Origin of the sequence: Sulfurimonas sp. (assembly GCF_023229025.1) — a bacterium.
Taxonomy (GTDB): domain Bacteria; phylum Campylobacterota; class Campylobacteria; order Campylobacterales; family Sulfurimonadaceae; genus Sulfurimonas.
In genome coordinates this window covers 17,220-40,007 of the sequence record NZ_JALOAA010000001.1, presented here as the reverse complement: position 1 = coordinate 40,007, position 22,788 = coordinate 17,220, and the positions used below count along the sequence as shown (strand labels likewise).

Annotated in this window: 19 protein-coding genes, 1 tRNA gene and 1 other RNA gene; 7 read left to right on the top strand and 14 right to left on the bottom strand. The window is 36.4% G+C overall.

All coding sequences use genetic code 11. From position 1 onward, the window contains the following. Positions 1-49: 49 nt before the first annotated feature. The 3 genes from M0Q20_RS00170 to M0Q20_RS00160 form a co-directional block, all read right to left on the bottom strand. A tRNA-Glu gene (locus M0Q20_RS00170) sits at positions 50-124 on the bottom strand. A 91-nt stretch (positions 125-215) separates the two neighbouring features. Further along, entirely contained in the window at positions 216-761 is a 546-nt protein-coding gene (locus M0Q20_RS00165) for a response regulator (RefSeq protein ID WP_295057351.1), read from the bottom strand. 116 nt (positions 762-877) lie between these two features. Next, entirely contained in the window at positions 878-1,087 is a 210-nt protein-coding gene (locus M0Q20_RS00160; protein ID WP_295057348.1) for a hypothetical protein, read from the bottom strand. A gap of 186 nt (positions 1,088-1,273) precedes the next feature. On the opposite strand from M0Q20_RS00160, the gene M0Q20_RS00155 reads away from it, so the two are divergent. The 5 genes from M0Q20_RS00155 to M0Q20_RS00135 all read left to right on the top strand — a co-directional run bounded on the left by M0Q20_RS00155 (position 1,274) and on the right by M0Q20_RS00135 (position 7,214). Next, on the top strand, positions 1,274-1,513 hold the full coding sequence (locus tag M0Q20_RS00155; protein ID WP_295057346.1) for a hypothetical protein: 240 nt from the start codon (positions 1,274-1,276) through the stop codon (positions 1,511-1,513). A gap of 115 nt (positions 1,514-1,628) precedes the next feature. After that, positions 1,629-1,901, top strand: a complete 273-nt coding sequence (locus M0Q20_RS00150; RefSeq protein WP_295057343.1) for a hypothetical protein — start codon at positions 1,629-1,631, stop codon at positions 1,899-1,901. Next, positions 1,892-3,082, top strand: a complete 1,191-nt coding sequence (locus tag M0Q20_RS00145) for a TolC family protein (protein WP_295057340.1) — start codon at positions 1,892-1,894, stop codon at positions 3,080-3,082. The genes M0Q20_RS00150 and M0Q20_RS00145 overlap by 10 nt, the downstream gene beginning before the upstream one ends. 2 nt (positions 3,083-3,084) lie before the next feature. Continuing rightward, positions 3,085-4,152: an efflux RND transporter periplasmic adaptor subunit gene (locus M0Q20_RS00140; RefSeq protein WP_295057337.1), complete on the top strand. Its 1,068-nt coding sequence runs from the start codon at positions 3,085-3,087 to the stop codon at positions 4,150-4,152. Continuing rightward, positions 4,152-7,214: a CusA/CzcA family heavy metal efflux RND transporter gene (locus M0Q20_RS00135; protein ID WP_295057334.1), complete on the top strand. Its 3,063-nt coding sequence runs from the start codon at positions 4,152-4,154 to the stop codon at positions 7,212-7,214. The genes M0Q20_RS00140 and M0Q20_RS00135 overlap by 1 nt, the downstream gene beginning before the upstream one ends. Positions 7,215-7,430: 216 nt before the next feature. On the opposite strand, the gene rnpB is transcribed toward M0Q20_RS00135, so the two are convergent. Then, positions 7,431-7,791: RNase P RNA component class A (gene rnpB / locus M0Q20_RS00130), an RNA gene on the bottom strand. A 174-nt stretch (positions 7,792-7,965) separates the two neighbouring features. On the opposite strand from rnpB, the gene M0Q20_RS00125 reads away from it, so the two are divergent. Beyond that, complete coding sequence (locus tag M0Q20_RS00125; protein WP_295057332.1) at positions 7,966-8,583, top strand: TetR/AcrR family transcriptional regulator; 618 nt, start codon at positions 7,966-7,968, stop codon at positions 8,581-8,583. Between the two features lie 90 nt (positions 8,584-8,673). Here the strand turns inward: M0Q20_RS00125 and M0Q20_RS00120 are convergent, their stop codons facing one another. The 10 genes from M0Q20_RS00120 to mltG all read right to left on the bottom strand — a co-directional run bounded on the left by M0Q20_RS00120 (position 8,674) and on the right by mltG (position 19,622). Further along, positions 8,674-9,231: a 2-oxoacid:acceptor oxidoreductase family protein gene (locus tag M0Q20_RS00120; RefSeq protein WP_295057330.1), complete on the bottom strand. Its 558-nt coding sequence runs from the start codon at positions 9,229-9,231 to the stop codon at positions 8,674-8,676. 9 nt (positions 9,232-9,240) lie between these two features. After that, positions 9,241-10,098, bottom strand: coding sequence for a 2-oxoglutarate ferredoxin oxidoreductase subunit beta (locus M0Q20_RS00115; RefSeq protein WP_295057328.1), 858 nt, complete (start codon positions 10,096-10,098; stop codon positions 9,241-9,243). Position 10,099: 1 nt separating this feature from the next. Further along, positions 10,100-11,233 carry a 2-oxoglutarate synthase subunit alpha gene (locus tag M0Q20_RS00110; protein ID WP_295057325.1) on the bottom strand — a complete coding sequence of 378 codons (1,134 nt, stop codon included), beginning with the start codon at positions 11,231-11,233 and terminating at the stop codon, positions 10,100-10,102. Further along, positions 11,233-11,583, bottom strand: a complete 351-nt coding sequence (locus M0Q20_RS00105) for a 4Fe-4S dicluster domain-containing protein (protein ID WP_295057322.1) — start codon at positions 11,581-11,583, stop codon at positions 11,233-11,235. The genes M0Q20_RS00110 and M0Q20_RS00105 overlap by 1 nt, the downstream gene beginning before the upstream one ends. A gap of 189 nt (positions 11,584-11,772) precedes the next feature. Next, positions 11,773-12,645: a succinate--CoA ligase subunit alpha gene (gene sucD, locus M0Q20_RS00100; protein WP_295057319.1), complete on the bottom strand. Its 873-nt coding sequence runs from the start codon at positions 12,643-12,645 to the stop codon at positions 11,773-11,775. Positions 12,646-12,658: 13 nt separating this feature from the next. Next, positions 12,659-13,834: an ADP-forming succinate--CoA ligase subunit beta gene (gene sucC / locus M0Q20_RS00095; RefSeq protein ID WP_295057316.1), complete on the bottom strand. Its 1,176-nt coding sequence runs from the start codon at positions 13,832-13,834 to the stop codon at positions 12,659-12,661. 73 nt (positions 13,835-13,907) lie between these two features. After that, the gene (gene fumC / locus M0Q20_RS00090) at positions 13,908-15,299 is read right to left on the bottom strand and encodes a class II fumarate hydratase (RefSeq protein WP_295057313.1); all 1,392 of its coding nucleotides are present in this window, start codon (positions 15,297-15,299) and stop codon (positions 13,908-13,910) included. A 2-nt stretch (positions 15,300-15,301) separates the two neighbouring features. Continuing rightward, the gene (gene mdh / locus M0Q20_RS00085) at positions 15,302-16,258 is read right to left on the bottom strand and encodes a malate dehydrogenase (RefSeq protein ID WP_295057310.1); all 957 of its coding nucleotides are present in this window, start codon (positions 16,256-16,258) and stop codon (positions 15,302-15,304) included. Positions 16,259-16,444: 186 nt separating this feature from the next. Continuing rightward, positions 16,445-18,619, bottom strand: a complete 2,175-nt coding sequence (locus tag M0Q20_RS00080) for an NADP-dependent isocitrate dehydrogenase (protein ID WP_295057307.1) — start codon at positions 18,617-18,619, stop codon at positions 16,445-16,447. 127 nt (positions 18,620-18,746) lie between these two features. Beyond that, positions 18,747-19,622 (bottom strand): endolytic transglycosylase MltG, encoded by an 876-nt coding sequence (gene mltG, locus M0Q20_RS00075; protein WP_295057688.1) that lies wholly within the window; start codon positions 19,620-19,622, stop codon positions 18,747-18,749. Between mltG and M0Q20_RS00070 the strand changes: the two genes are divergently transcribed. Beyond that, positions 19,621-22,785: an AsmA-like C-terminal domain-containing protein gene (locus tag M0Q20_RS00070; protein ID WP_295057304.1), complete on the top strand. Its 3,165-nt coding sequence runs from the start codon at positions 19,621-19,623 to the stop codon at positions 22,783-22,785. The two genes, mltG and M0Q20_RS00070, sit on opposite strands and share 2 nt — an antisense overlap. Positions 22,786-22,788: the final 3 nt, after the last annotated feature.

The window sequence follows — 22,788 nt, the reverse complement described above, 5'->3', positions numbered from 1 at the left end:
ATTTTAGCTGAGGAGATAATTTATTTTGATTGTTTTGTATGTTGTGAAGTGGTGACCCCGAGGAGAATCGAACTCCTGTAACATGGATGAAAACCATGGATCCTGACCGCTAGACGACGGGGCCACTTTGTCGGTCTTATTTACCGAGCCGAAATTATATATACTTATTTCTTAATAAAATATAAAATTGCGTAAACTCGGTAGATAAAAGAGCTTTATTCGTAAAAGTTACGTAACGCTCTGATTATTACTGCATTTTTAGAGATACTCTCGGCCTTTGCATTTTCGTTTACTGTTTCATATAGATCTAAAGGGAGAGATATTGAGAATGTTTTCGTCTCTATCTTCTTTTTTTTGTTAATCATCGAAACGATACTAGATAAAAGTTCAACTATCTTCTTTGTATCAATCGGTTTTTGGATAAAGCTATTAACACCAACCTCGATTGACTCAGATATTTTTTCTATATCATTACTTGCAGAGATAACGATAATAATCTGGTTAGGACTAATTTCACGAATCTTACGTGAAAGCTCTATACCATCCATTCCCGCCATAATAATATCAACAAAAACAATGTCAGGCATTGATGTTTTATAAGCCTCTAGAGCCTCTTTTCCGTTAAAGCATGACTTCACGCTAGCAAAAAAGTTTTTAAAAGTAGAGCTAAGAAGCTCATTAGCTACTTTTTCATCTTCTACGACCATGGAAGATAATTTTTTTGTCTCTTCCGTTAATTGAATTAAATCTACATTAGACATAATAAAGTCCTTCATTTTGAATATAGCGCAATTATATCAGACTTTCTGGTAACAAATCAAACAAATTATAATTAAATTGAATTGAAACATAACTAAAAAGCACAAAACAGCGTACTCTACGCCTTATGTTTTTTAAATTTTTCCAACCACTCTAAATCTGACTCTTTGGAAGACTCTTTTTGAGTTAATAGAGAGTCTATGATGCTTAATAGAGTATTTTCATCCAAAAATTGTAATAATTCTGGGTTTATTGATGTTTTTTCTATTCCTTTGTAGCTATTAAGCAAATTTTGAATATCTAGTATTAATTGTTCTTTTCTGCTCATCATGATTCTCTTGTTTTCTATTTTGATTATAGAAGTGTATTAAAATAAATCTGTAATTACAATACCTACTTTATTACACATCTGTTAATAATTATACATTAAAATGTGATTATGAATGTAAAAAAGATAAGCTCCTTTATATTGTTATTTGCACTAAGCTTTTCATTAGTACACGATTATATTTTTGTGACTTTAGAAAAGGATTACCACTCTGCAGTTGAGTATATCTTTGATGAGTTTTACACTTCTGACTCAAATAAAGATGGACTTATGCATGATATTCATACGCAGTATCATGCTATGGACATAAGTCCTGCAAAACCACACTCTATCCTAAATACAATAAAGACAAAATCTATTTTTAAGCACAACAAAGTAGTGCTCTCATATCAATCTTTTAATTTTCTAAAACCTCCTATCGCTTAACCTTTTTTAACAACTACAGCATAAACCAAAATAAAATAAATTAGCAATAGCCCGCTGAGCACGCTTTATAAGCCCATCATCGCAACGGCTATTGCACTACAAGAGGAGGGTCGTCATGAAAACTTTAATTACATTAATAATGCCATTTATGCTTTTTGCATCAGGTCGGACTATGAATACATCTGACTATATGTTTTTTATGAACTTAGATAAAAAACCCTTTAAACAAGAGAAACTAACAGATCAACAGAGCGAGTCTGTAGAGCTAAAGCGTGATGGGAAGTACTTGATTTACGCAATAAGCACAAATAACTACAGATTAACAATAAACGCATTAGATGCAACCGTGATAGAAAAAAGAGACATAAGGAACAATAAGTGCGATTGATACTATTTTTATTAACATGTAATATATTTCTACAAGCAGCAGATATAAGCTTGAATGAGATAATACAAAAATTAAAAGAGGAGCACCCAACGGCAAAAGCCATTAAGGCATATGAAGCTGCATATAGTGCTGAGAATAGGGCGATTTTATCAAATGAGGCACTTCAATTAAATACGGATGGAAGTTATGCCAAACCGGATTTAGAGAAATCCGGTTATGAGTATAGTATAGGGGTTGAGCAGAAGTTTATTAACCCTTCTGTTAAAAAGAGCATAGCAAAATCGGCTCGCTACCTAAATGATGCTGAGATATTAAATCTTAAGCATGATTTTTTACTTCTTCAAAATGATGTACGTCTTTTGTATCATCTTAATTGTCTTGATAAAGAAGCGATTTTGCAGTACAAAGAGTCATATCTTGCATTTGAGACGCTATATATAAAAAAAGAGAAAGCATATCAATATGGTGAAATATCCAAAAAAGAGCTTCTACAACTTAAAATCGAATTAGAACGCCTAAAAGGCGACCTTAATTACTATCAAAACCAAGAAAAATCCTCCAGAGAGGCTTTGGCATCTAAAACTCTTATGCCCATATTTAAAGATGAGACACTATCTTGCAAGGATACATATTCGGTTGTAGAGAAGCTCTCTTTTGATACAGTAGAAGAGTCTATGAAAGAAGAGTCTTTAGATAAGAAAATAGAGAGTCTAAAGAGTGACTTTGGCAGATATGATAAACAGTTTGATTCCTTTACCCTCTCTGCTGCATATCAAGATGAGATTGATACAAAAAAATATGTTGTTGGACTCTCCATTCCGCTTAATTTCACAAGCTCTTTTAATGAAGAGAGCAGAGCGGTTGCTTTGCATAAAAAGAGTGCTTTAGAGTATGAAAAGCAGAAGTTAAAACTAAAAAGAGGGTCTGAAATTAAACTTTTGCAAAAGCAACTCTCACAAGCCTTTCAAAGCACAGAGCTCTCTGCATCTATATTAAAGCAGTATGAAAATGAGCTTATGCCTCTAATTGAGAGGGGGTATCAGCTTGGAGAAGATTCTGCTATTGTGTATCTGCTTAGCCAAAGAGAGATGTGGATGTATAAAAAAGAGCTTATTGAGAACTACAAAAAATATTATGAAATACTATTTGAGCTCTATAGTGTTTTGCAAATTAAGGATTAACTATGAAAAAACAGATTATTTTACAACTACTGCTAAGTATCTCGCTCTTAGCAGAGATCACCTTAAGCAAAGAGGATGAAAAAAATTGGAATCTCCAAGCAGCAGTTGGCAAAGAGGTCTCTTTTGTGCCTATTGGGGAGTACATGACAACTATTACAGTTCCGCCAAATCTTTTGCATACAATGTCAGTTCCTTACGAAGCTCAGGTTGTGCAGTTAAATAAAACAAATTTTGAGAAGGTTAAAAGAGGCGACACCTTAGCGCTCTTAACGGCATCAGAGTGGATTGAAGCGCAAAGAGAAGTAATTGCAAATACAATAGAGCTAATACATAATGAACATTTAGCACAGAGAAATACCAAACTTTGCGAAGAGGAGATTATTGCTCAAAAAGAGTGCGCTAAGATAGATGCAGAAGTTAAGAGTAATAGAATTAAACTTTTAGCGTCAAAAACATTACTAAAAGCATACGGGGCAAACCAGAGTATGATAGAGACTCTACAAGAAAAATTGACTATTTTTCCGAACGTGGAGCTAAAATCTCCGGTTAACGGCTCTTTGCTTAATGTTAATATTCAACCGGGAAAGAGTATTTCCCCTTCAAGCGCTCTTTTTGTTATAAAAACAGATGGTGCAAACTGGCTAGAGAGTAGTTTGCCTAGATCTGCCGCTTCTAAACTTAGCTCATCAAAAGAGATAATTATAACAATTGATGAAAAAGATATAAAGTCAAAACTACTGCATATGTCACCGGTTCTTGATCCACTTAATCAAACCAGATATACACGTTTTTCTCTACCTCAAGACTCAGAGTTGTTAGCAGGTCTTAGAACAAAGGCAAAGATTAGCATTAAACAAAAAGCCTTTCTTGTCAATAAAAAGTCAGTAGTTCAAGATAGAAACAAAACAGTAGTCTTTATCAAAAAAGGAGAACTATATAAGGCAGAGGAGGTAGAAGTTATCTTTGAAGATAAAGACAGATGCTACCTTGCTTACAACGCAGCACTACATGAACCGATTGTAGTTGGCGCAACAAGCATATTGCAAAATATGTTACAAAAAGGCGACTAATGGATAAGATAATCTCATTTACGCTTTCTCAGCGGCTTTTTATATCTCTGTTGGCTCTTGTTATACTGGGCTTTGGAGTTAAATCATACAACGAACTCCCCGTAGATGCATTTCCGGATATATCGCCAACTCAAGTAAAAATAATAATGAAATCAAGCGGTATGACACCGGATGAAGTTGAATCACGCATTGTAATTCCGGTTGAGATGGGGATGCTAGGTATCCCTTACCAGACAGTAATGCGCTCAACTGCCAAATATGGCATCTGTGATATTACTATTGATTTTGAAGATGGAACTGATATATACTGGGCACGTCAGCAGGTAAGCGAACGACTGAATTCTATTATGGATGATTTACCTCAAAATCTTGAAGGAGGGCTTGCTCCTATCAGTACGCCTCTGAGTGAAATTTTGATGTTTACAGTTGAGTCTGATACACTTGATTTGACACAAAAGCGCTCTCTGCTTGATTGGGTAATTTCACCAAAGATTCGTTCTGTTAGCGGTGTTGCAGAGGTTAATGCCCTAGGTGGGAAAGTAAAAACTTATGAAGTAACACCAAATATTGAGGCTATGCGTACGTATGGAATAACTCTAACTCAAATTATAGATACTCTGCAAAAAAATAATATAAATGATGGAGCAGGGCGTGTTACACAGGGCGTAGAGGGAATTTTAATTCGTAGTGTAGGCAGAGTTAACGATATAGAAGATATCGGTAAAATTAGTGTTGCAGCTATTGGCGGTAAAGTTATTAATATAAGCGATGTAGCAAATATACATGTCGGCAGTCTAACACGTGCAGGATTTTCTTCAAAAAACGGGCAGGGTGAGGCAGTTCAAGGAGTTGTGCTTGGGCTAAAAGGCTCAAATACCCAAAAAGTGCTAGAGCAAGTAAAAACAGAGCTGCTAGAGATGCAAGAGACTCTTCCAAGCGGAACAAAGATTGATATTTTCTACGATCGCTCCACTCTTGTAGATCTTGCAACAAAGAGTGTAAAAAATGCTCTTTTTGAGGCCGGTGTGCTTATTATAATCGTACTTTTACTTATGCTTGGAAACTTTGCTTCGGCTTTAAGCGTTGCACTTATTTTACCGTTTGCACTATTGATGAGTTTTATTACAATGGACTACTTTGGACTTAGTGCCAACCTGATGAGCCTAGGCGGTCTTGCCATCGCCGTTGGGATACTTGTAGATTCGGCTGTTGTAATGGTTGAGCATATTACCGCAGAACTTGGAAATGAAAAACATAAAGAACATACCAAAATAGATATTATCCTTAAAGCCGCAGTTGAGATGGCGCCCTCTATAATTACGGGTGTGCTTATTATCATCATTGTTTTCATGCCGCTTTTGACTCTAGAAGGGCTAGAAGGTAAATTATTTAAACCGGTTGCACTCAGCATAGTGTTTGCTCTTTTTAGCTCCCTTATACTAGCGCTTACTTTTATCCCCGTAGTTAGTTCATTTATCATGAAGGTACGCCCTGATAAAGAGTCTTGGTTAATCAGAACTCTATTGAAATTCTATAAACCTTCACTTGATTTTGCAATTAAACATACTACAGCAGTCTTTGTAACAGTCGTTTTAATGTTTGCGGGATCAATATATCTTGCTTCAAAAACCGGCAAAGCCTTTATGCCGACAATGGATGAGGGCACTTTAATAGCAATGATAGAATCATTACCATCAATATCTCTTGAGGAGAGTATAGAGTTAAATAGAAAAATTCAGACAAAGCTTATGGCGGACGTGCCCGAGATAAGCTCTATAATCGCGCGTACAGGTACTGATGAGCTTGGGCTTGATCCAATGAGCCTAAACGACACAGACACATTCTTTGTTTTAAAACCTATGAGTGAGTGGAGAGTTCAATCTAGGGATTGGGTCAAAGAGCAGATTAGAAAATCTCTTGATAACTTAGTTGGCATAGAGTATGTATTTACCCAGCCAATTGAGATGCGCGTCTCTGAGATGCTTACCGGAGTACGAGGAGACTTAGCGATAGATATTTTTGGTAGCAACCATGATGAGCTTGAGCGTATTGCAGGGGAGATAAAGAGTATTCTTGAGCAGATTCCCGGTAATAGTGATGTTTACAAAAAAAGCAACGAGGGAATTCAATACTTTGAGCTTAGTTTTAACCAACAGGCTCTAGGTTATTATGGGTTGAGCGAGCGTGAAATTGCCACCTTCATGAAAGCGATGGTTACAGGAATAGAGGTTGGTATTGTTCAAGAGGGGATGCGCCGTATAAACTTAATGCTAAAAGGCGAAGATTTACTTAACAAATCACTTCACTCGCTTGAAAAACTATACTATATTTTAGCAGATGGCTCAAGCATTCCTCTTGCTGACTTTGTAACATTTACAAAAACTACAGGACCTGTGCAGATAGAGCATGAAAACGGTTACCGCAAAACAGTAGTGCAAAGCAATGTTGAAGGGCGAGATTTAGTAGGTTTTGTTGAAGAGGCAAAAGAGAGAATTGAAAAAGAGGTAAAAATGCCGGCTGGTTACTATGCAGCATACGGAGGAGAGTTTGAAAATCAACAACGAGCAGCAAGCAAACTGATGATAATAGTCCCAATTGCACTTTTTTTGATTTTCATACTACTTTTTGTCTCATTTAACTCCTTAACACAAGCCGTGCTTGTTATGATAAATGTTCCGCTAGCTCTTATTGGCGGTTTTGCAGGACTCTACTTTAGCGGTGAGTATATCTCCGTACCTGCATCAGTCGGCTTTATTGCACTGCTTGGTATTGCCGTACTTAATGGTGTGGTGCTTGTAAACTACTTTAACTATCTAGTAAAAAATGGCTATAAAATTATAGATGCAGTACGTGAAGGTTCTATAAAGCGGTTTCGTCCGGTTCTTATGACAGCAACAATTGCTGCACTTGGCTTACTGCCACTACTTTTTGCTACCGGTCCGGGATCTGAGATTCAAAAGCCACTTGCAATTGTTGTCATCAACGGCTTAATTAGCTCAACACTATTGACTTTAATTGTACTGCCGCTTCTTTACCTGAAGTTTATAAAGTCTGTTAAATAAAACGACATCTATCTAAATACCAAGTATCAAATATAATTAAAGATACTTGGTAGATATAAAATCGTCTGCTATTTTATATAGCACCTTACTACTTGGTTAACATAATGTAAATTCTCTTGAAAGTTATTTTGCTCTATTTTGGAAGAAGATATATAAAAAAGATAAAAATCTAGTATTAGTAAATAAAAGCATCTGATATTAAACAGTATAAAGCGTAAATTAGGCACAACGTAAGCCGAGTTTTGTTTTGATAGCATTAATCTACTTTACTATTTACATAGTAACTCTAGCGAAACAGTAGCTAGAAGTAAAAATATAGCTATACACCATATTGTTTACCCATAAGACGCTGACCATCTGTTTCTTGCTGCCATGTTGGGTTTTCAAGCTCTCTATATTGCTATAGAGACTGGTGGTCTCTTACACCACCTTTTCACCTTTACCGCTTATAAGCGGAAGTCTATTTTCTGTTGCACTTTCCCTCGTATTACTACGGCCATTAGTTAAATGGAACACTGTCTTATAGCAGCTCGGACTTTCCTCTTGAAATAAATCAAGTAACTATCTGTTGTACCTGTGCAATTATATATAAAAATTGTTTTATATACGTTTACTCTCCTGTGAACAATTGTTCACTAAACAATATAGAGATATGAACGATTGTTCATTATATATAAGAATAAATTAACAACTGTTCATATATAATTACTTTTAAATTAACAATTGTTCATATTGACAAAAAGGAGCGTAGATGTCCGAAAATACAGCACTTCCAAGAAAGGCAAATACAAAGCAAAAGATCATAAAAGTATCTTCAAAACTCTTCTCTGAGCAAGGCTATAAAGGTACAAGTGTACGAAAAATTGCTTCTGAAGTTGGCATAAGAGAGAGTGCTTTATATAATCATTTTAAAAATAAAGAGGAGATATTTTTATGTGTTGCAAAAGAGATATTTTCAACACCCTTCTCTAAAGATAGTGCAGATATTAAAGAATCTGCCTTAAGAGGAAAGGCTTTTTTACAAAAATTTGCAATGCAATACAAGCTTCTAACCTTTGATAAAAACAATGAGAATATGTTTAGGCTTCTAATGCTAGAGTTGTTTCAAAATAGAGAGCTAAGAGAGCAGTTTATGCTTGAATTTCATGACAACAATATAAAGATGTTCTCAGAAGCATTTTTTATTATGATGCAAAATTCAATGATACGCTCAGGAGATCCAATGATGGTTGCGTATGAGTTTATATCCACCCTATTCTATATTAGATTGCAGATAACTCTATTGAGATTTGATAATACACCTACAACAGCCCTTTCTACTCAGTTTGAGAAGCATGTTGAGTTTTTTTGGGAAAGCATTAAGCTCTAATATTGTTTAATATTTAAATGATATTACTTAATATTACACTTGAGGTTTAAAAAAAAGTAGCTCTTTTTGGAGCTACCTTTGAAAACTCTGCTAGTTTTTCATCGCTTCTTTAGCGTACTTCTCTCCAAGCTCATATGCTACTTTATTTACATCATGAACCTTAGCAGGTACTTTTGAGAGCATTGTCTCAATAAGAACATCTTTATCAATTGCATTCATCATTGTATTAGCAATTGCTAGTGCTACAACAGACTGAGTAATAACATTCCCAACCTCTTCTTTAGCGATTGTAATGATAGGTATTTCATAGATTTTCCATCTTTTTCTATCTTCGTCAGTTGGGTGAACAAGGTTTGGATCAACAACAATTGTTCCACCCTCTTGAACACCATTCTTAAATGAGTTGTAACTTACATTTGCAACTGAGAGCATGAAGCCGATTTCACCATCATTTGCATATGGATAATAAATCTCCTCATCGTCAAGTTGAATATCAACAACAGTTGGTCCACCACGCACTTGCGATGTATAAGTTGCAGTTTTTAGTCCATTTCCGCCGGTTTTGATTTTTGCAGCTGCAAAAATTTCACCAGCAAGGAGAACACCTTGTCCGCCAACGCCCGTAAATCTCATTAAAGTTTTAGCCATCGTGTCTCCTTATATTTTTTTTGCAAAGTCATCTTGAGTGATAGTCTTTCTTTGACCTTGATGAACTTTTTGAATCTCTGCATACATTTCACAATACTCATCAGCTTCAGTATCTTGTTTTAAGATACCGGTTGGAAGTAAATTGAGTTGCTCTTCCGGAGTCATGGTGTCATATTTCTTTTTAGAAACAGTGATGTTATCAATCCACTCAAGATTCTCCATAGCAGAGACCATTTTATTTTTTCTTCCAAGATTGATATGACAGTTAGAGAGCACCTCCATCATAGAGAAACCTTTATGCTGCATAGCTTTAAGTATAGCTTTTTCAAGCTTCTTAGGATCTATCATGCTTTCACGAGCAACAAAAGAGGCTCCTGCTGCAATTGCAAGCTTACAAGTATCAAAAGTAGGATCGATATTACCTGCTTTTTGAGATACAGTCCACATACCTTTTGGTGTAGTTGGAGAAGTTTGTGAGTTAGTTAAACCATATATAAAGTTATTGATTATAATCATAGTCATATCTATATTTCTTCTGCAACCATGAATAGTATGATTACCGCCGATAGCAAGAGCATCCCCGTCACCCGCAACACATACAACTAACTTATCGGGACGAGCAAGCTTTACGCCGGTTGCATATGCAACAGTACGTCCATGAGTTGTATGAATTGTATTAAAATCAACGTAAGATGAAAATCTTCCAGAGCACCCTATTCCCGATACAACACAAACATCATCTTGAGATACGCCCAATTTTTCAATTGCTCTTACAAATGCCTTGAGAATAACGCCATCGCCACAACCCCAACACCATAGTGTCGGCATCTTCTGTAGTCTTAAATATTTGTCATAATTAAACGCCATTTTATAGCTCCTTTACTTTGTTTACAATCTCATAAGGAGATATTGGTCTACCGTTTACTTTAAATAAGCCCTCAATATCAAGTCTTGAAGCAGCACGTTGAATTTCACTATGGTACTGACCAATATTTAACTCAACAACTAAAACTTTATTAATCTTATCTGTATGCTCTTTAATTTTTTTAGCAGGTGAAGGCCAAATTGTAATCGGTCTAAATAGACCTGCCTTAATGCCATCTTCACGTAAGTGACGAATAGCCTCTTTTGCTGCTAGCGAAACTGAACCATAAGCAACAATCATAATCTCGGCATCATCCATCATAAACTCTTCGTATGACTCGAGTTCATCTTCATGCATAGCAACTTTATCTTCTAGACGTTGGATAAGCTTACGACATGTCTCAATCTCTTCAGTTGGAAAACCATTTTTATCATGGTGAAGACCTGTAAAGTGGTATCTATAACCTTCAAACATAGGGTTAAGAACTGCTGGCTCATCATCTCCAACACCATATGGAAAATACTCTTCAGCCGGACCATCAAATCTTTTTCTCGGAACAATTCCGGCTTTTACATCTTCTGCCGTCGGAATATCTGCTTTACCATGCATATGACCAATAGTCTCATCTAGTAAAACAATTACAGGCTGCATAAATCTATCTGCTAAGTTAAATGCTCTTACTGTTTCAGTATAACACTCTGCTAATGAGCCTGCACATAGAGTAATTGACTTATAATCTCCGTGTGACGGATTTTTAGATTGTAGAATATCGCCTTGAGATACACGAGTCGGAAGACCTGTAGATGGACCACCACGCATAACGTTAACAAGCACTAAAGGCACTTCTGCCATCTGAGCCAAACCTAGATTCTCTGCTTTTAGTGATACGCCGGGTCCAGATGTAGCGGTCAACGCGCGATCTCCTGCCATTGCAGCACCTATAGTAGCACATATACCTGCTATCTCATCTTCCATCTGAATTGCAGTACCGCCAATTTTTGGCAGAAGGTCTGACATCTCATGCATAACTTCAGATGAAGGTGTAATTGGATATCCGCCAAAAAATTTACAGCCGGCATCGACTGCCGCAATCGCTGCTAGTTGGTTACCGGTAGATATTATCTCTCTTGTTGCCATTATTTAACTCCTTGTTCACTAAGTGACATATAATTGTTTGCAACAATTGCTGCTTGACGCTCTTTAGCTTCATCAGTAAGTTTAGCAAAGCTAAATCCAGCTGCTCTATACTCTTTTGCATCCGCTACAAATATAGCAAAATCCGGACATGATAACTCACACTCCATACAGCCTATACAAGCCTCTGGATTGTCAACAGAAATCATTGCACCAAGTGTTGATGTAGGATCATATTTCATTCCAAGTACACCCGATGGACACACAGAAACACAAATATCACATGCTTTACAGTTGTTTGTATTCACCCAAACAGGTTCATTACCTGGGTTTTCAGTTTTAAAAGTTCCCATTTACTCTCCTCTTTTATTTAAAGTACGACGTTTAACCATACCGTTTTAGCATTAACTAATTTAATCAATGCCAATTTATTTTCATAAATAGATTAACTAAGTTTAATTAATAACTCTCTAAAATGTGCTAATAGCGCCTACTAAATAACATATGATGTTACGTAATGAGGCTCGCACAAAAGAGTACTATTACTTAGCTAACACTTCCGCTACAGCTTTTCCAATATCTGCCGGACTAACTACAACTTTTACACCTGCTTCTTCCAGTGCTGCCATCTTCTCAGCCGCAGTCCCTGCCCCGCCAGATACAATAGCTCCAGCGTGACCCATTCTTTTACCTTTTGGAGCAGTTTGACCGGCAATAAATGCTACAACAGGTTTTTTAATATTCTCTTTAATAAATGCGGCTGCTTGAATCTCAAGGTCTCCGCCGATTTCGCCAATCATAACAATTGCTTGAGTCTCTGAATCTTCTTCAAACATTGCAAGAAGTTGCTTATATGAAAGTCCAATAATAGGATCTCCACCAATTCCAACCGCAGTCGAAATCCCAAAGCCCTCTTTTACAACTTGGTTCGCTCCCTCATAAGTAAGCGTTCCGGACTTTGAAATAAGTCCAATATTTCCTTTTTTGAAAATCATCCCCGGCATGATTCCTATCTTACACTCTTCTGCCGTAATAATACCGGGGCAGTTTGGTCCTATAGTTTTCATGTTATGCTTTGTTGCGTAAGCTTTTGCAGCTTGCATATCACGAACCGGAGCACCTTCTGTAATAATCACAGCAAGTTCAATTCCGGCATCTGCTGCTTCCATAACTGCATCTGCTACAAATGCAGGTGGAACAAAAATCATACTTACAGTAGCACCGGTAGATGAAACAGCCTCTTTTACAGTGTTAAAAACAGGTTGTCCTAAATGCTCAGTTCCTCCTTTGTTTGGAGTCACGCCACCTACGATTTTAGTTCCATAAGCCAGACACTGCTCGGCGTGAAAAGAGCCCTCTTTTCCAGTAAAACCTTGAACTATTACTTTTGTATCTTTATTTACTAATATACTCATATAAATATCCTTCTTACTTAGCTTGTTTTGCAGCAGCAACTGCTTTTGCAGCACCATCAGCCAAGTCTGTAGCTGCTATAACATTTGCAATATTCGCTTTTTTTAGAATCTCTGCTGCCTCAGGTGCATTTGTTCCGTCTAGACGAACAATAACAGGTACGTGAACATCTACAAGCTTAGTAGCTTCTAAAATACCGTTTGCAATACGGTCACATCTAACAATCCCACCAAAAATATTTACAAATATAGCTTTTACATTTGGATTTTTTAAAATTATTTCAAAGCCTTTTGCAACAGTTTGTGCATTTGCGCTTCCGCCGACATCAAGGAAGTTTGCAGGAGTTCCGCCCATGTAGTTAATCGTATCCATAGTACCCATCGCTAGACCGGCACCGTTTACCATACAACCAATCTCGCCATCGAGTGAGACATAAGATAAACCATACTCACTAGCTTCGCGCTCATCCGCATCCTCTTCACTTATATCTCTCATAGCTTCAATATCAGGGTGACGCCCAAGTGCCGAATCATCAAAGCCCATTTTCCCATCAAGTGCGATAAAATCACCCTCACCTGTTTTAATCAAAGGGTTTATCTCTATCATTTCAGCATCGTTTTCGAGATAAAGCTTGTAAAGTGCTGCTGCAAGTTTAATAAACTTGCCCTGCTCTACTTTATCTGTAATACCAAGACCAAATACTAGCTCACGACCATGAAAACCTTGAAAACCTATAGCGGGATCTACTGCTACTTTAATTATCTTCTCCGGAGTGTCATGAGCTACATCTTCAATCGCCATACCGCCTTCTGTAGAAGCCATAATTACCGGCATCTCACGTGCTCTATCAAGAACAACACCAAGATAAAGCTCATCTTTTATATCTGCGCCATCTTCAATGTAGAGTTTTTGAACCAATTTGCCCTCAGGACCTGTCTGGTGAGTAACTAATGTCATTCCAAGGATTTCTTCTGATAATGTTCTTACTTCATCAATACTCTTTGCAAGCTTTACCCCGCCGCCTAGTCCGCGACCACCTGCATGTATTTGAGCTTTTACAACCCAAATAGGTCCACCAAGCTCTTTTGCATTTGTAACTGCCTGCTCTACACTCTCTGCCATTATGCCTTTTGGTGTAGGGACACCATATTTAGCAAAAATCTGCTTCGCCTGATATTCATGTATATTCATCTATCTTCCTTCTTTTAAATTTACTTTACACTTTTTTAAAGAAAGCCCTCTAGGCTTTTCTAAAGAAAGCTTTTTAAGCTTTTGGTGCAATCATATCCTGTGGGATTACATATTTATCAAACTCTTCTGCGGTCAAAAGTCCAAGTTCAATAGCCGTCTCTTTTAATGTTGAACTATTTTTATGAGCTGTTTTGGCAATTTTCGCCGCATTTTCATATCCAATATAAGGGTTAAGTGCCGTTACTAGCATTAGAGAGTTATTTAAATAAAAATCTATCTTCTCTTCTACAGGCTCAATACCTACTGCACAATGATCATTAAAAGATACAATTGAGTCGCCTAAAAGACGACATGATTGTAGAAAGTTGTATGCAATAACAGGTTTAAAAACATTAAGTTGAAAGTTACCTTGAGAAGCCGCAAAGCCTATTGCCGCATCATTTCCCATAACTTGACAAGCAACCATAGTTACAGCTTCACTCTGCGTTGGATTTACTTTTCCGGGCATTATAGAAGAGCCTGGTTCATTCTCAGGAATTGTAATCTCTCCTATTCCGCATCTAGGACCAGACGCTAGCCAGCGAACGTCATTAGCTATTTTCATCATATCCGCAGATAACGCTTTTAGAGCACCATGAGCAAACACAAGAGCATCATGAGAAGTAAGAGCATGAAACTTATTTGGAGCGGTAATAAAGTTGTGCCCCGTCAATTCTGTCAGTTTGCGTGCTACTCTCTCTCCAAGTTCCGGATGAGCGTTTAGCCCCGTTCCAACAGCAGTTCCTCCAAGAGCAAGTTCGCGAACTGCCTCTAAAGAATCTTTTGCCATCTTTTCACACTTATTAAGCATCTCTACCCAGCCGCCAATCTCTTGACCTAACGTTAAAGGTGTTGCATCTTGAAGATGAGTTCTGCCTATCTTAACAATAGAGTCAAATTTTTTAGATTTTTCACTTAGAGTCGCTTTTAATTTTGCAATAGCCGGTAAAACACGTGTCTCAACAGCTATAACCGAAGCTACATGCAAGGCTGTTGGATAAGTATCGTTTGAGCTTTGTGACTTATTTACATCATCATTTGGATGAACTAGCTTCTCTACTCTAAAATCGCCTCCAAGTATCTCTGTAGCGCGATTCGCAAGAACTTCATTGTTGTTCATATTTGACTGCGTACCCGAACCGGTTTGCCAAACAACAAGAGGATAATTTCCATCAAGCTTTCCTGCTAGCATCTCATCACAAGCTTGTGCAATAGCATCTGCTTTCTTTGCATCTAACTTGCCTAAATCTCTGTTTACAAGCGCTACTGCTTTTTTAAGATATGAGAAAGCTCTTGTAATCTCATAAGGCATTATCTCTTCGCCAATTGCAAAATTTTCAATTGAACGTTGAGTTTGTGCTGCCCAATAAGCATCTTTTGGAACTTTTATCTCACCCATTGTGTCTTTTTCTATACGACTGCTCAAGTTTATTCTCCTTTAAAAAAATTATTTCTATTTAATGTATCAATTAAAGAGCTAACTGAGTTACATGAGTTCTTAAACATAGCTCTTTCTGTATCATCAAGAGTAACTTCAATTATTTTCTCCGCACCGTTTGCTCCAAGCATAACAGGAACACCTGATACAACGTTAGAGTAGCCATATTCACCTTCAAGATAAACTGCACATGGATGAATCTGTTTTGTATCTCTTAATATTGCCTCTACCATAATAGCTGTAGATTTTGCAGGTGCGTAGTACGCGGAACCGGTTTTAAGATGACTCACAATCTCTGCCCCGCCACTGCGTGTACGAGCTACTATCTCACTAATTTCACTTGGTGTTAAAAGATCTTCAAGGGGAACACCTGCTACGGTTGAGTAACGCGGAAGCGGAACCATATCATCGCCATGTCCGCCCATAACAGATGCACGAATTTGACCGCCGCCATATCCAAGCTTCTCCTGAATAAAACTAGCCATTCTTGAGCTATCCAAAATCCCAGCCATTCCTATAACGCGACTTCTCTCAAAGCCACTCTCTTTAAGTGCCACATATGTCATAGCATCTAGAGGGTTTGATACCATTATAACTATTGCATCAGGGGAGTATTTTGCAACTCCTTCTATGACTTCTTTTGTAATTTTTGCATTTATCATAAGCAAATCATCACGACTCATGCCGGGAAGCCTAGGGCTTCCTGCAGTTACAACTATAACATCACAATTTGTCAAATCAGACATATCATCTGCTACCGTAACTATTGTATGGCTTCTTACAGCCGAAGCAGCTTGACTCATATCAAGTGCTTTTCCTTTAGCAACATCAATCTTATTATCACGAAGAATTATTTCATGACAAGAACCAAGCATTGCTAAAGAGTAAGCTACTGTTGCACCGACATTTCCAGCGCCTACTATTCCTACTCTTTTTCCTTGATTCATATACACTCCTTGAGTAAATTATTATGATATTTTAGTTAAATACTATTTAGGTATCTTTAAACTACCATATAAAGACTTTTTGCCTTTTAAATAAAACCAAAAAAGTTTCACTAAAAAAGAAAAATATAAAAGGTAGAAGCCTCCGCATATACTATATGCGGTAACGGCTTCTTTGGGGTAGATAATTTAGATACTATCTATAATACTGTTTAAAGTTTTAGACGGTCTCATTGCAGCCGCAGCTTTTGCGTCATCTGGATGAAAGTAACCACCGATATCTTGAGGCTTACCTTCAGCAGCAAGTAACTCAGAGATTATTTGATCCTCTTTTTCAGTCAACTCTTTAGCAACCGGAGCAAATTTAGCAGCTAACTCTGCATTGTCACCCTTAGCTAATGCTTTTGCCCAATACTGAGCTATATAAAAGTGAGAAGCTTTGTTATCCGGCTCTCCACATTTTCTTGAAGGCTCTTTAGAGTTGTCTAAGTAACTATCATTTGCAACATCTAGAGCAGCTGTTAGAGCTGATAGTTTTGCATCTGAGTGCTTATTTCCTAAGAATCTTAAAGACTCAGCAAGTGCTAAAAACTCACCTAAAGAGTCCCAGCGAAGATGACCCTCAGCTAAAAACTGATCAACATGCTTAGGAGCAGAGCCACCGGCACCTGTCTCATATAGCCCACCACCGGCAAGTAATGGAACGATAGATAACATTTTTGCAGATGTACCCAGCTCTAAGATAGGATACATATCAGTTAAGTGGTCACGTAAAACATTACCTGTTACAGCGATAGTAGTTTTGCCTTCACGCACGCGGGCATTTGTAAAACGTGTAGCATCAGTAACATTCATGAATTGAATATCCAGACCTGTTGTATCAAAATCAGCTAAATATTTTTTAACTTTTTTCATAACTTCAGCATCATGAGCGCGATTCTCATCTAACCAGAACACGGCAGGAACATTTTCAAGTCTTGTTCTCTCAACAGTTAGGCGAACCCAGTCTTTAATTGGAATATCTTTAGTGCGAGACATTCTCCAGATATCACCTGCTTCACACTCAAAGCTCATTAATACTTTGCCATCTTCTGTAGTAACCGTAACAGTTCCATCTTCAGCTAATTCAAATGTAGTTGGATGAGAACCGTACTCCTCAGCTTTTTGCGCCATAAGACCAATATTTTGCATAGTACCCATAGTTGCAACATCATACTGACCATTTTTAACACAATCAGCTACCATCTCTTCATGAAACATAGCGTAAGTAGAATCCGGAACAACAGCAACAGTCTCTACCGCTGCACCTGTTCTATCCCACTGCTTACCACCTTCACGAACTACAACCGGCATAGAAGCATCAATAATTATATCATTAGAAGCATTAAAGTTTGTAGTACCTTTATCAGAGTCAACCATAGCAATTTTAGGAGCGTCTGAATCAACTACAGCTTGAAAAGCAGCCTTTATCTCAGCCTCTTTAGCGTGTCCTTTGATTTTTTTCTCTAAATCAGACATACCTTGATTAGGGTTAACACCTAGTTCTTTGAAAGTATCTGCATATTTAGTAAACACCTCTTCAAAGAAGATTTCAAAACCGTGACCAAACATAATTGGATCAGAGATTTTCATCATAGTTGCTTTTAGGTGTAGTGACCAGATAAGACCTTTAGCTTTTGCATCCTCAATAGTTTTTCTGTAGAACTCACGAAGAGCTTTAACTGACATAAAAGTACCGTCTAAAACCTCTCCGGCTAATGCGTCAACGGTTTTTAACTCTTTGCCGTTTAGTGCAATAGTTACTTTTTGATCTTTATCAGAAGTTACAGATTTTTCATTTGAGTAGAAATCTCCCTTTCCTCCCATGTGTGCTACGTATGCTTTTGAGTCTTGAGCAAACGGCTTAAGGCGATGTGGATTTTTCTGTGCAAATTTCTTAACTGCAACTGCGGCACGACGATCTGAATTTCCCTCACGAAGAACAGGATTAACTGCAGAACCCAGACATACACTATATTTAGCTTGAATAGCTTTCTCTTCATCATTTACTGGATTTTCAGGGTAGTTAGGAATATCATAACCTTGACTTTGAAGCTCGGCAATACAATCTTTAAGCTGTCCAACTGATGCAGAGATGTTTGGAAGCTTGATGATGTTAGCATCTTCTTGAAGAACAACTTCTCCTAGTTTTGACAACTCATCTTCTGCAAGACCTTGGCTTGCCAAAACTCTACCTGCTAGTGAGATATCACTAGTAACTACTTCTACACCCGCTGCTTTAGTAAAAGCATTTACAATAGGTAATAACGAATATGTTGCTAAAGCCGGCGCTTCATCAATTTTTGACCAAATAATTTTCGACATAGTGTTTCCTCAAGTTTTTTTTATTTCCATGATTTATAGATGAAAATTTACAAGCTAAATAATAGCACTAAGATGTAATAATATGGGGCAAGCTGATAAAAAGATTAATTTATTTTAGAAAAACGTTTCATTTTGTAGCACGCTTTATATTGGCTAAATGTGTAGAATAGTTACGTGAGAAATTATGCTTACCGCTCTTTGATTTCATAAAATAGAGGTAATCTGTTTTTGCAGGAAAGATTGCAGCCTTAATTGCATCAAAGCTTACATTGCAGACTGGAGCAGCCGGAATGCCGCTGTGTAGGTACGTATTGTATATAGAAGTGTCCTCTTTAATCATCTTGGGAGTTACTCTTACATGTGAATTTTTTCCATAATTGAGGGTTCCATCCATCTGCAGTTTCATACCCTTTTTAATCCTATTGTATATAACAGAACTCACTAGCGGCATCTCCTCTATATTTGCAGATTCCTTCTCTATAATTGATGCAATTGTTACAAAACGAAACCATCTCTTCTCATTAAATGTGCCAAATATCTTCATCGATAAATCTTTCATTTGTGAAAATGATTCGCCTAGGAGTATTTTGACTGCCATTTTTTCAGTGATTCCCATTGGCAGACTATATGTATTTGGAACAAATGCACCCTCTATATATTTTGTCTGCTGCTCATACTCTCTTTGTAATACATTGTGATCAAGATTTAACTCATTTGAGAGCTGTTTTAAAAATATATAGGTAGTCTCGCCAGGAATTAAAGTAACATTTTGCAGTGGAGCTTTTGCCGTGGTTAGTTTATGTAAGAAATCACCCCTTGTAGAAATAGTTTTGCCAATGTTTATCCATCCGCTTTGTGGAGAACCTATAAACCTTAAAAGCAGTGAGTCAAGTTTGCTTACATTGATATTTTTGTTATTCAAATGTGTTATAATCTTATTAATAGAACCTTTAGGAATATGTATGATTTTTGGGGAATTTATAGGCTTATTTAGGTAGTACATGAACGACAATATAATAATCAGAACAATCTCAAAAATCCATTTTATACTTCTTAGTGCTTTATCATTCATTATCTTATCGCTCTTTGCTCTTTTTATAATTCTTCAAAACGGGCTATATCTGGAGGAGATCTCGCTCCAAAACATTAAAGTTAAGAAATTATACATTAAATGGGATGAAAAAATAAGCCTAAGCGCTAATGAAGTCAATATTATAGAAGATAAGCATGAGCAGAGCTCTACAGAAGATTATGAAAAAATCCTCAAAACTATAAAAACTATACTCCCTTTTACTAGCTGGTTAAAGGAGCTAGATATTTATACTATCTTGCTAAACGATATAGAGGGTAGTATAAAATATATAGATGATAAAGAGGGGTATATTAAGCTTGCGTCAGAAAACTTTACTCTTAATAGCTCTATTTTACCAAGCAACGGTCTGCTCTATCTTGAATTAAATGAGTTTAAAGCCTTAAACAATAGAGTGATAATTGACGGTAATGCAGTACTAAATGCAAAAGAGATGGGATTTGAAACATCTCTAAATATACTCCTGCATGATGATACAAAACTAAACCTATTTGCGCATGGCGATACCAAGAGATTATCTTATGAGCTAAAGTCTAAGGATAATATACACAATACAAAAGAGATTGTAGATCTTTTTGATTTAAATGCAGAGATAAATTATTGGGTATATGATGCGCTAGATATGTCAAGCCTGTCACTGGAGAGCTTTTATGGCTGGATTGAGTATAAAAATATAGATAAAGCGTTTTTAAATCTTCATGCAAAAGCAACGGCAAATGATTCAATATATAGATATGATGAGAAACTCGCAGCAGTTAGTTCCGCAGAGACCCAGCTTGAATTTAAAAATGGAGTGCTCTACATAAGACCAAAAAACGGCTACTCATATAACTTTTTTCTTGATAAGAGCTGGTTGAAAATCGACTTTTCAAAAGATGAAGAGATTTTAACGCTACAACTACTTTTTAAAGCGCAGGTAAACAAGGATATTCTTTCTCTGCTTGAGAGATATAAGATTGAACTGCCGTTTATCCAAAACAGAGGTCATGTCGAAACTGACCTCAAGCTAGAGATAAACTTGCGAACGCTTGATGTTGAAGCAGATGGGCTCTTTTATGCAAAAGATGCAGAGATTAAATATCTGGGGCTAGATATTGATATATTAGAAGCCGCTGTCTACTTAAAAAACACTCACGTAAAAGTTGACAATATGTCGGCAAAATACAAAAACATTGCTTCGGCAAATGTTGACTTAGAGTTTGACGCAAAAAAGTCAAGCGGTAAACTGACATTTGAGTTTGATAAGATTAGCTCAGATGATGGGGCGTTATCGCTTATAAATAAGAGAAAACCGCTTACTGCAACCTATACCATCTCTGCAGATGGTGACTATCTGTTTATAGATAAATCTTCTTGGGGTTATAAAGAAAAAATATTTAACTTAAGCGCAATAAAGACACCTTTTGATATAAAAACTCTTAAAGCACGCATACCTACTACTTCAATAATTTCACCAAAACTCGGCTCAGCTTCGCTCTATGGAGATATATCGTTTAAATCAGGTAAGGCGGCTTTTAATATAGAGCTACTTAAACTCTACGACAACAATATAAAACTTAACAAACCGATGCCCTCTTTTGACTTAATATATGAAAATAAAAATATAAGCCTCTCTTCAAAAAAAACAATTTCGTTTGATATAAACAAAAAAAATGCAACTCTTGAGAATATTATGTTTAATATTAAAGATGGGTCACTTAAAGCAAAAGATATATATCTTAAGTTCGATGATATATTTAAGGCTAAAATAGCTTTAGATTACAATCTAAGCAGCTCTTATGGGACTGTAACTCTTCAAGAGAGTGAAGTGAAAAATGATGCATTTGGTGAAGTATTTAAAACAGACAAAAAAGTCGAACTCTTTATTCAGCAAAAGAGCAATCAGACTACAATAGGCTCTAATGATTACGATTTTGAATTTTTAAACGACAACAGCGGCTGGGTTGCAAATATAAAATCTTTAGAAAAAATCTATGAAGAGTCAAAAGTTTTAAAAAAGTATGATTTAACAAATGGAAGCTTAAAAATAGAAAAAAAACTAAATCAGGAGAGCATAGATTTTTCTCTACAGAGCGATTTTAGATATAAGTTTTTAACTACTATAGATGAACCGATTGAGAACTATCTAATTAATGGAAAATATAATATAGATACAAAAAATATAGACTTAACTATTAATAACTCTGTTGACATCAAGATAGAAGATGATATAAAAATAAGTGCAAACAATGCAGGAATAAACATCAAAGAGATTATAAATTTCTTTGATCAAAGAGAAGATGTTAATGATAGCAACAAAGATATAACTCTCTTCTTTGAAGCGAAAAACTCCTATCTTTTTCTAGCAAAAAATAGACGTATAATTTCTGATAGAATTACTCTAAAATATATCAATAAGGCTATTTCTGCAGAACTTCTACATAATAGAGGACGTGCTGTTTTTAGCCTAGATAAAGATAAACTATATCTATATGGAGATGAGTTTAATGATGAGTTTATGGATAAGCTTTTTGCACTTTCTAAATTCAAGGGCGGCTCTTTTGAGTTTTTTATAAACGGCTCAATTAAAGAGTATGATGGAATGGCTCATATTAAAAATACAACTATTCTTGACTATAAAATTTTAAACAATATTCTCGCTTTTGTAAATACCGTTCCCTCATTAGTGACATTCTCTCTTCCGGGCTACAACAAAAATGGAATAGCTGCAGAAGAGACATATATTAATTTTAAATTAAAAGATGAAATCTATAAAATGAGTGATATATATCTCAAATCAAAAGAGATTGAGATTGTCGGTCTTGGAGAAGCTAGTATAGAAAAAAATAGCATAAATCTAGATTTAAATCTAAAAACAGACCTTGGAAGCTCAATATCAAAGATACCGCTTGTCGGATACATTCTTCTTGGGAAAGAGAATATCTCTACATCACTAAAAGTAACCGGCAAACTCGATGACCCTGATGTAACTACTCAAGTGGCAAAAGATATCGCAGTTGCTCCTTTTAATATAATAAAAAGAACATTCATGTACCCGTTTGAGCTATTTAAAATAGATGACAAAAAGAGTGAGTAGAGA

Coding starts and splice junctions, on each gene's coding strand:
- M0Q20_RS00125 (WP_295057332.1), top strand. CDS start 7,966: ATGTCCGAAAATACAGCACTTCCAAGAAAGGCAAATACAAAGCAAAAG.
- M0Q20_RS00110 (WP_295057325.1), bottom strand. CDS start 11,233: ATGGCAACAAGAGAGATAATATCTACCGGTAACCAACTAGCAGCGATT.
- sucD (WP_295057319.1), bottom strand. CDS start 12,645: ATGAGTATATTAGTAAATAAAGATACAAAAGTAATAGTTCAAGGTTTT.
- mdh (WP_295057310.1), bottom strand. CDS start 16,258: ATGAATCAAGGAAAAAGAGTAGGAATAGTAGGCGCTGGAAATGTCGGT.
- sucC (WP_295057316.1), bottom strand. CDS start 13,834: ATGAATATACATGAATATCAGGCGAAGCAGATTTTTGCTAAATATGGT.
- M0Q20_RS00105 (WP_295057322.1), bottom strand. CDS start 11,583: ATGGGAACTTTTAAAACTGAAAACCCAGGTAATGAACCTGTTTGGGTG.
- mltG (WP_295057688.1), bottom strand. CDS start 19,622: ATGTACTACCTAAATAAGCCTATAAATTCCCCAAAAATCATACATATT.
- M0Q20_RS00160 (WP_295057348.1), bottom strand. CDS start 1,087: ATGAGCAGAAAAGAACAATTAATACTAGATATTCAAAATTTGCTTAAT.
- M0Q20_RS00120 (WP_295057330.1), bottom strand. CDS start 9,231: ATGGCTAAAACTTTAATGAGATTTACGGGCGTTGGCGGACAAGGTGTT.
- M0Q20_RS00150 (WP_295057343.1), top strand. CDS start 1,629: ATGAAAACTTTAATTACATTAATAATGCCATTTATGCTTTTTGCATCA.
- M0Q20_RS00165 (WP_295057351.1), bottom strand. CDS start 761: ATGTCTAATGTAGATTTAATTCAATTAACGGAAGAGACAAAAAAATTA.
- M0Q20_RS00135 (WP_295057334.1), top strand. CDS start 4,152: ATGGATAAGATAATCTCATTTACGCTTTCTCAGCGGCTTTTTATATCT.
- M0Q20_RS00115 (WP_295057328.1), bottom strand. CDS start 10,098: ATGGCGTTTAATTATGACAAATATTTAAGACTACAGAAGATGCCGACA.
- M0Q20_RS00140 (WP_295057337.1), top strand. CDS start 3,085: ATGAAAAAACAGATTATTTTACAACTACTGCTAAGTATCTCGCTCTTA.
- M0Q20_RS00080 (WP_295057307.1), bottom strand. CDS start 18,619: ATGTCGAAAATTATTTGGTCAAAAATTGATGAAGCGCCGGCTTTAGCA.
- M0Q20_RS00070 (WP_295057304.1), top strand. CDS start 19,621: ATGAACGACAATATAATAATCAGAACAATCTCAAAAATCCATTTTATA.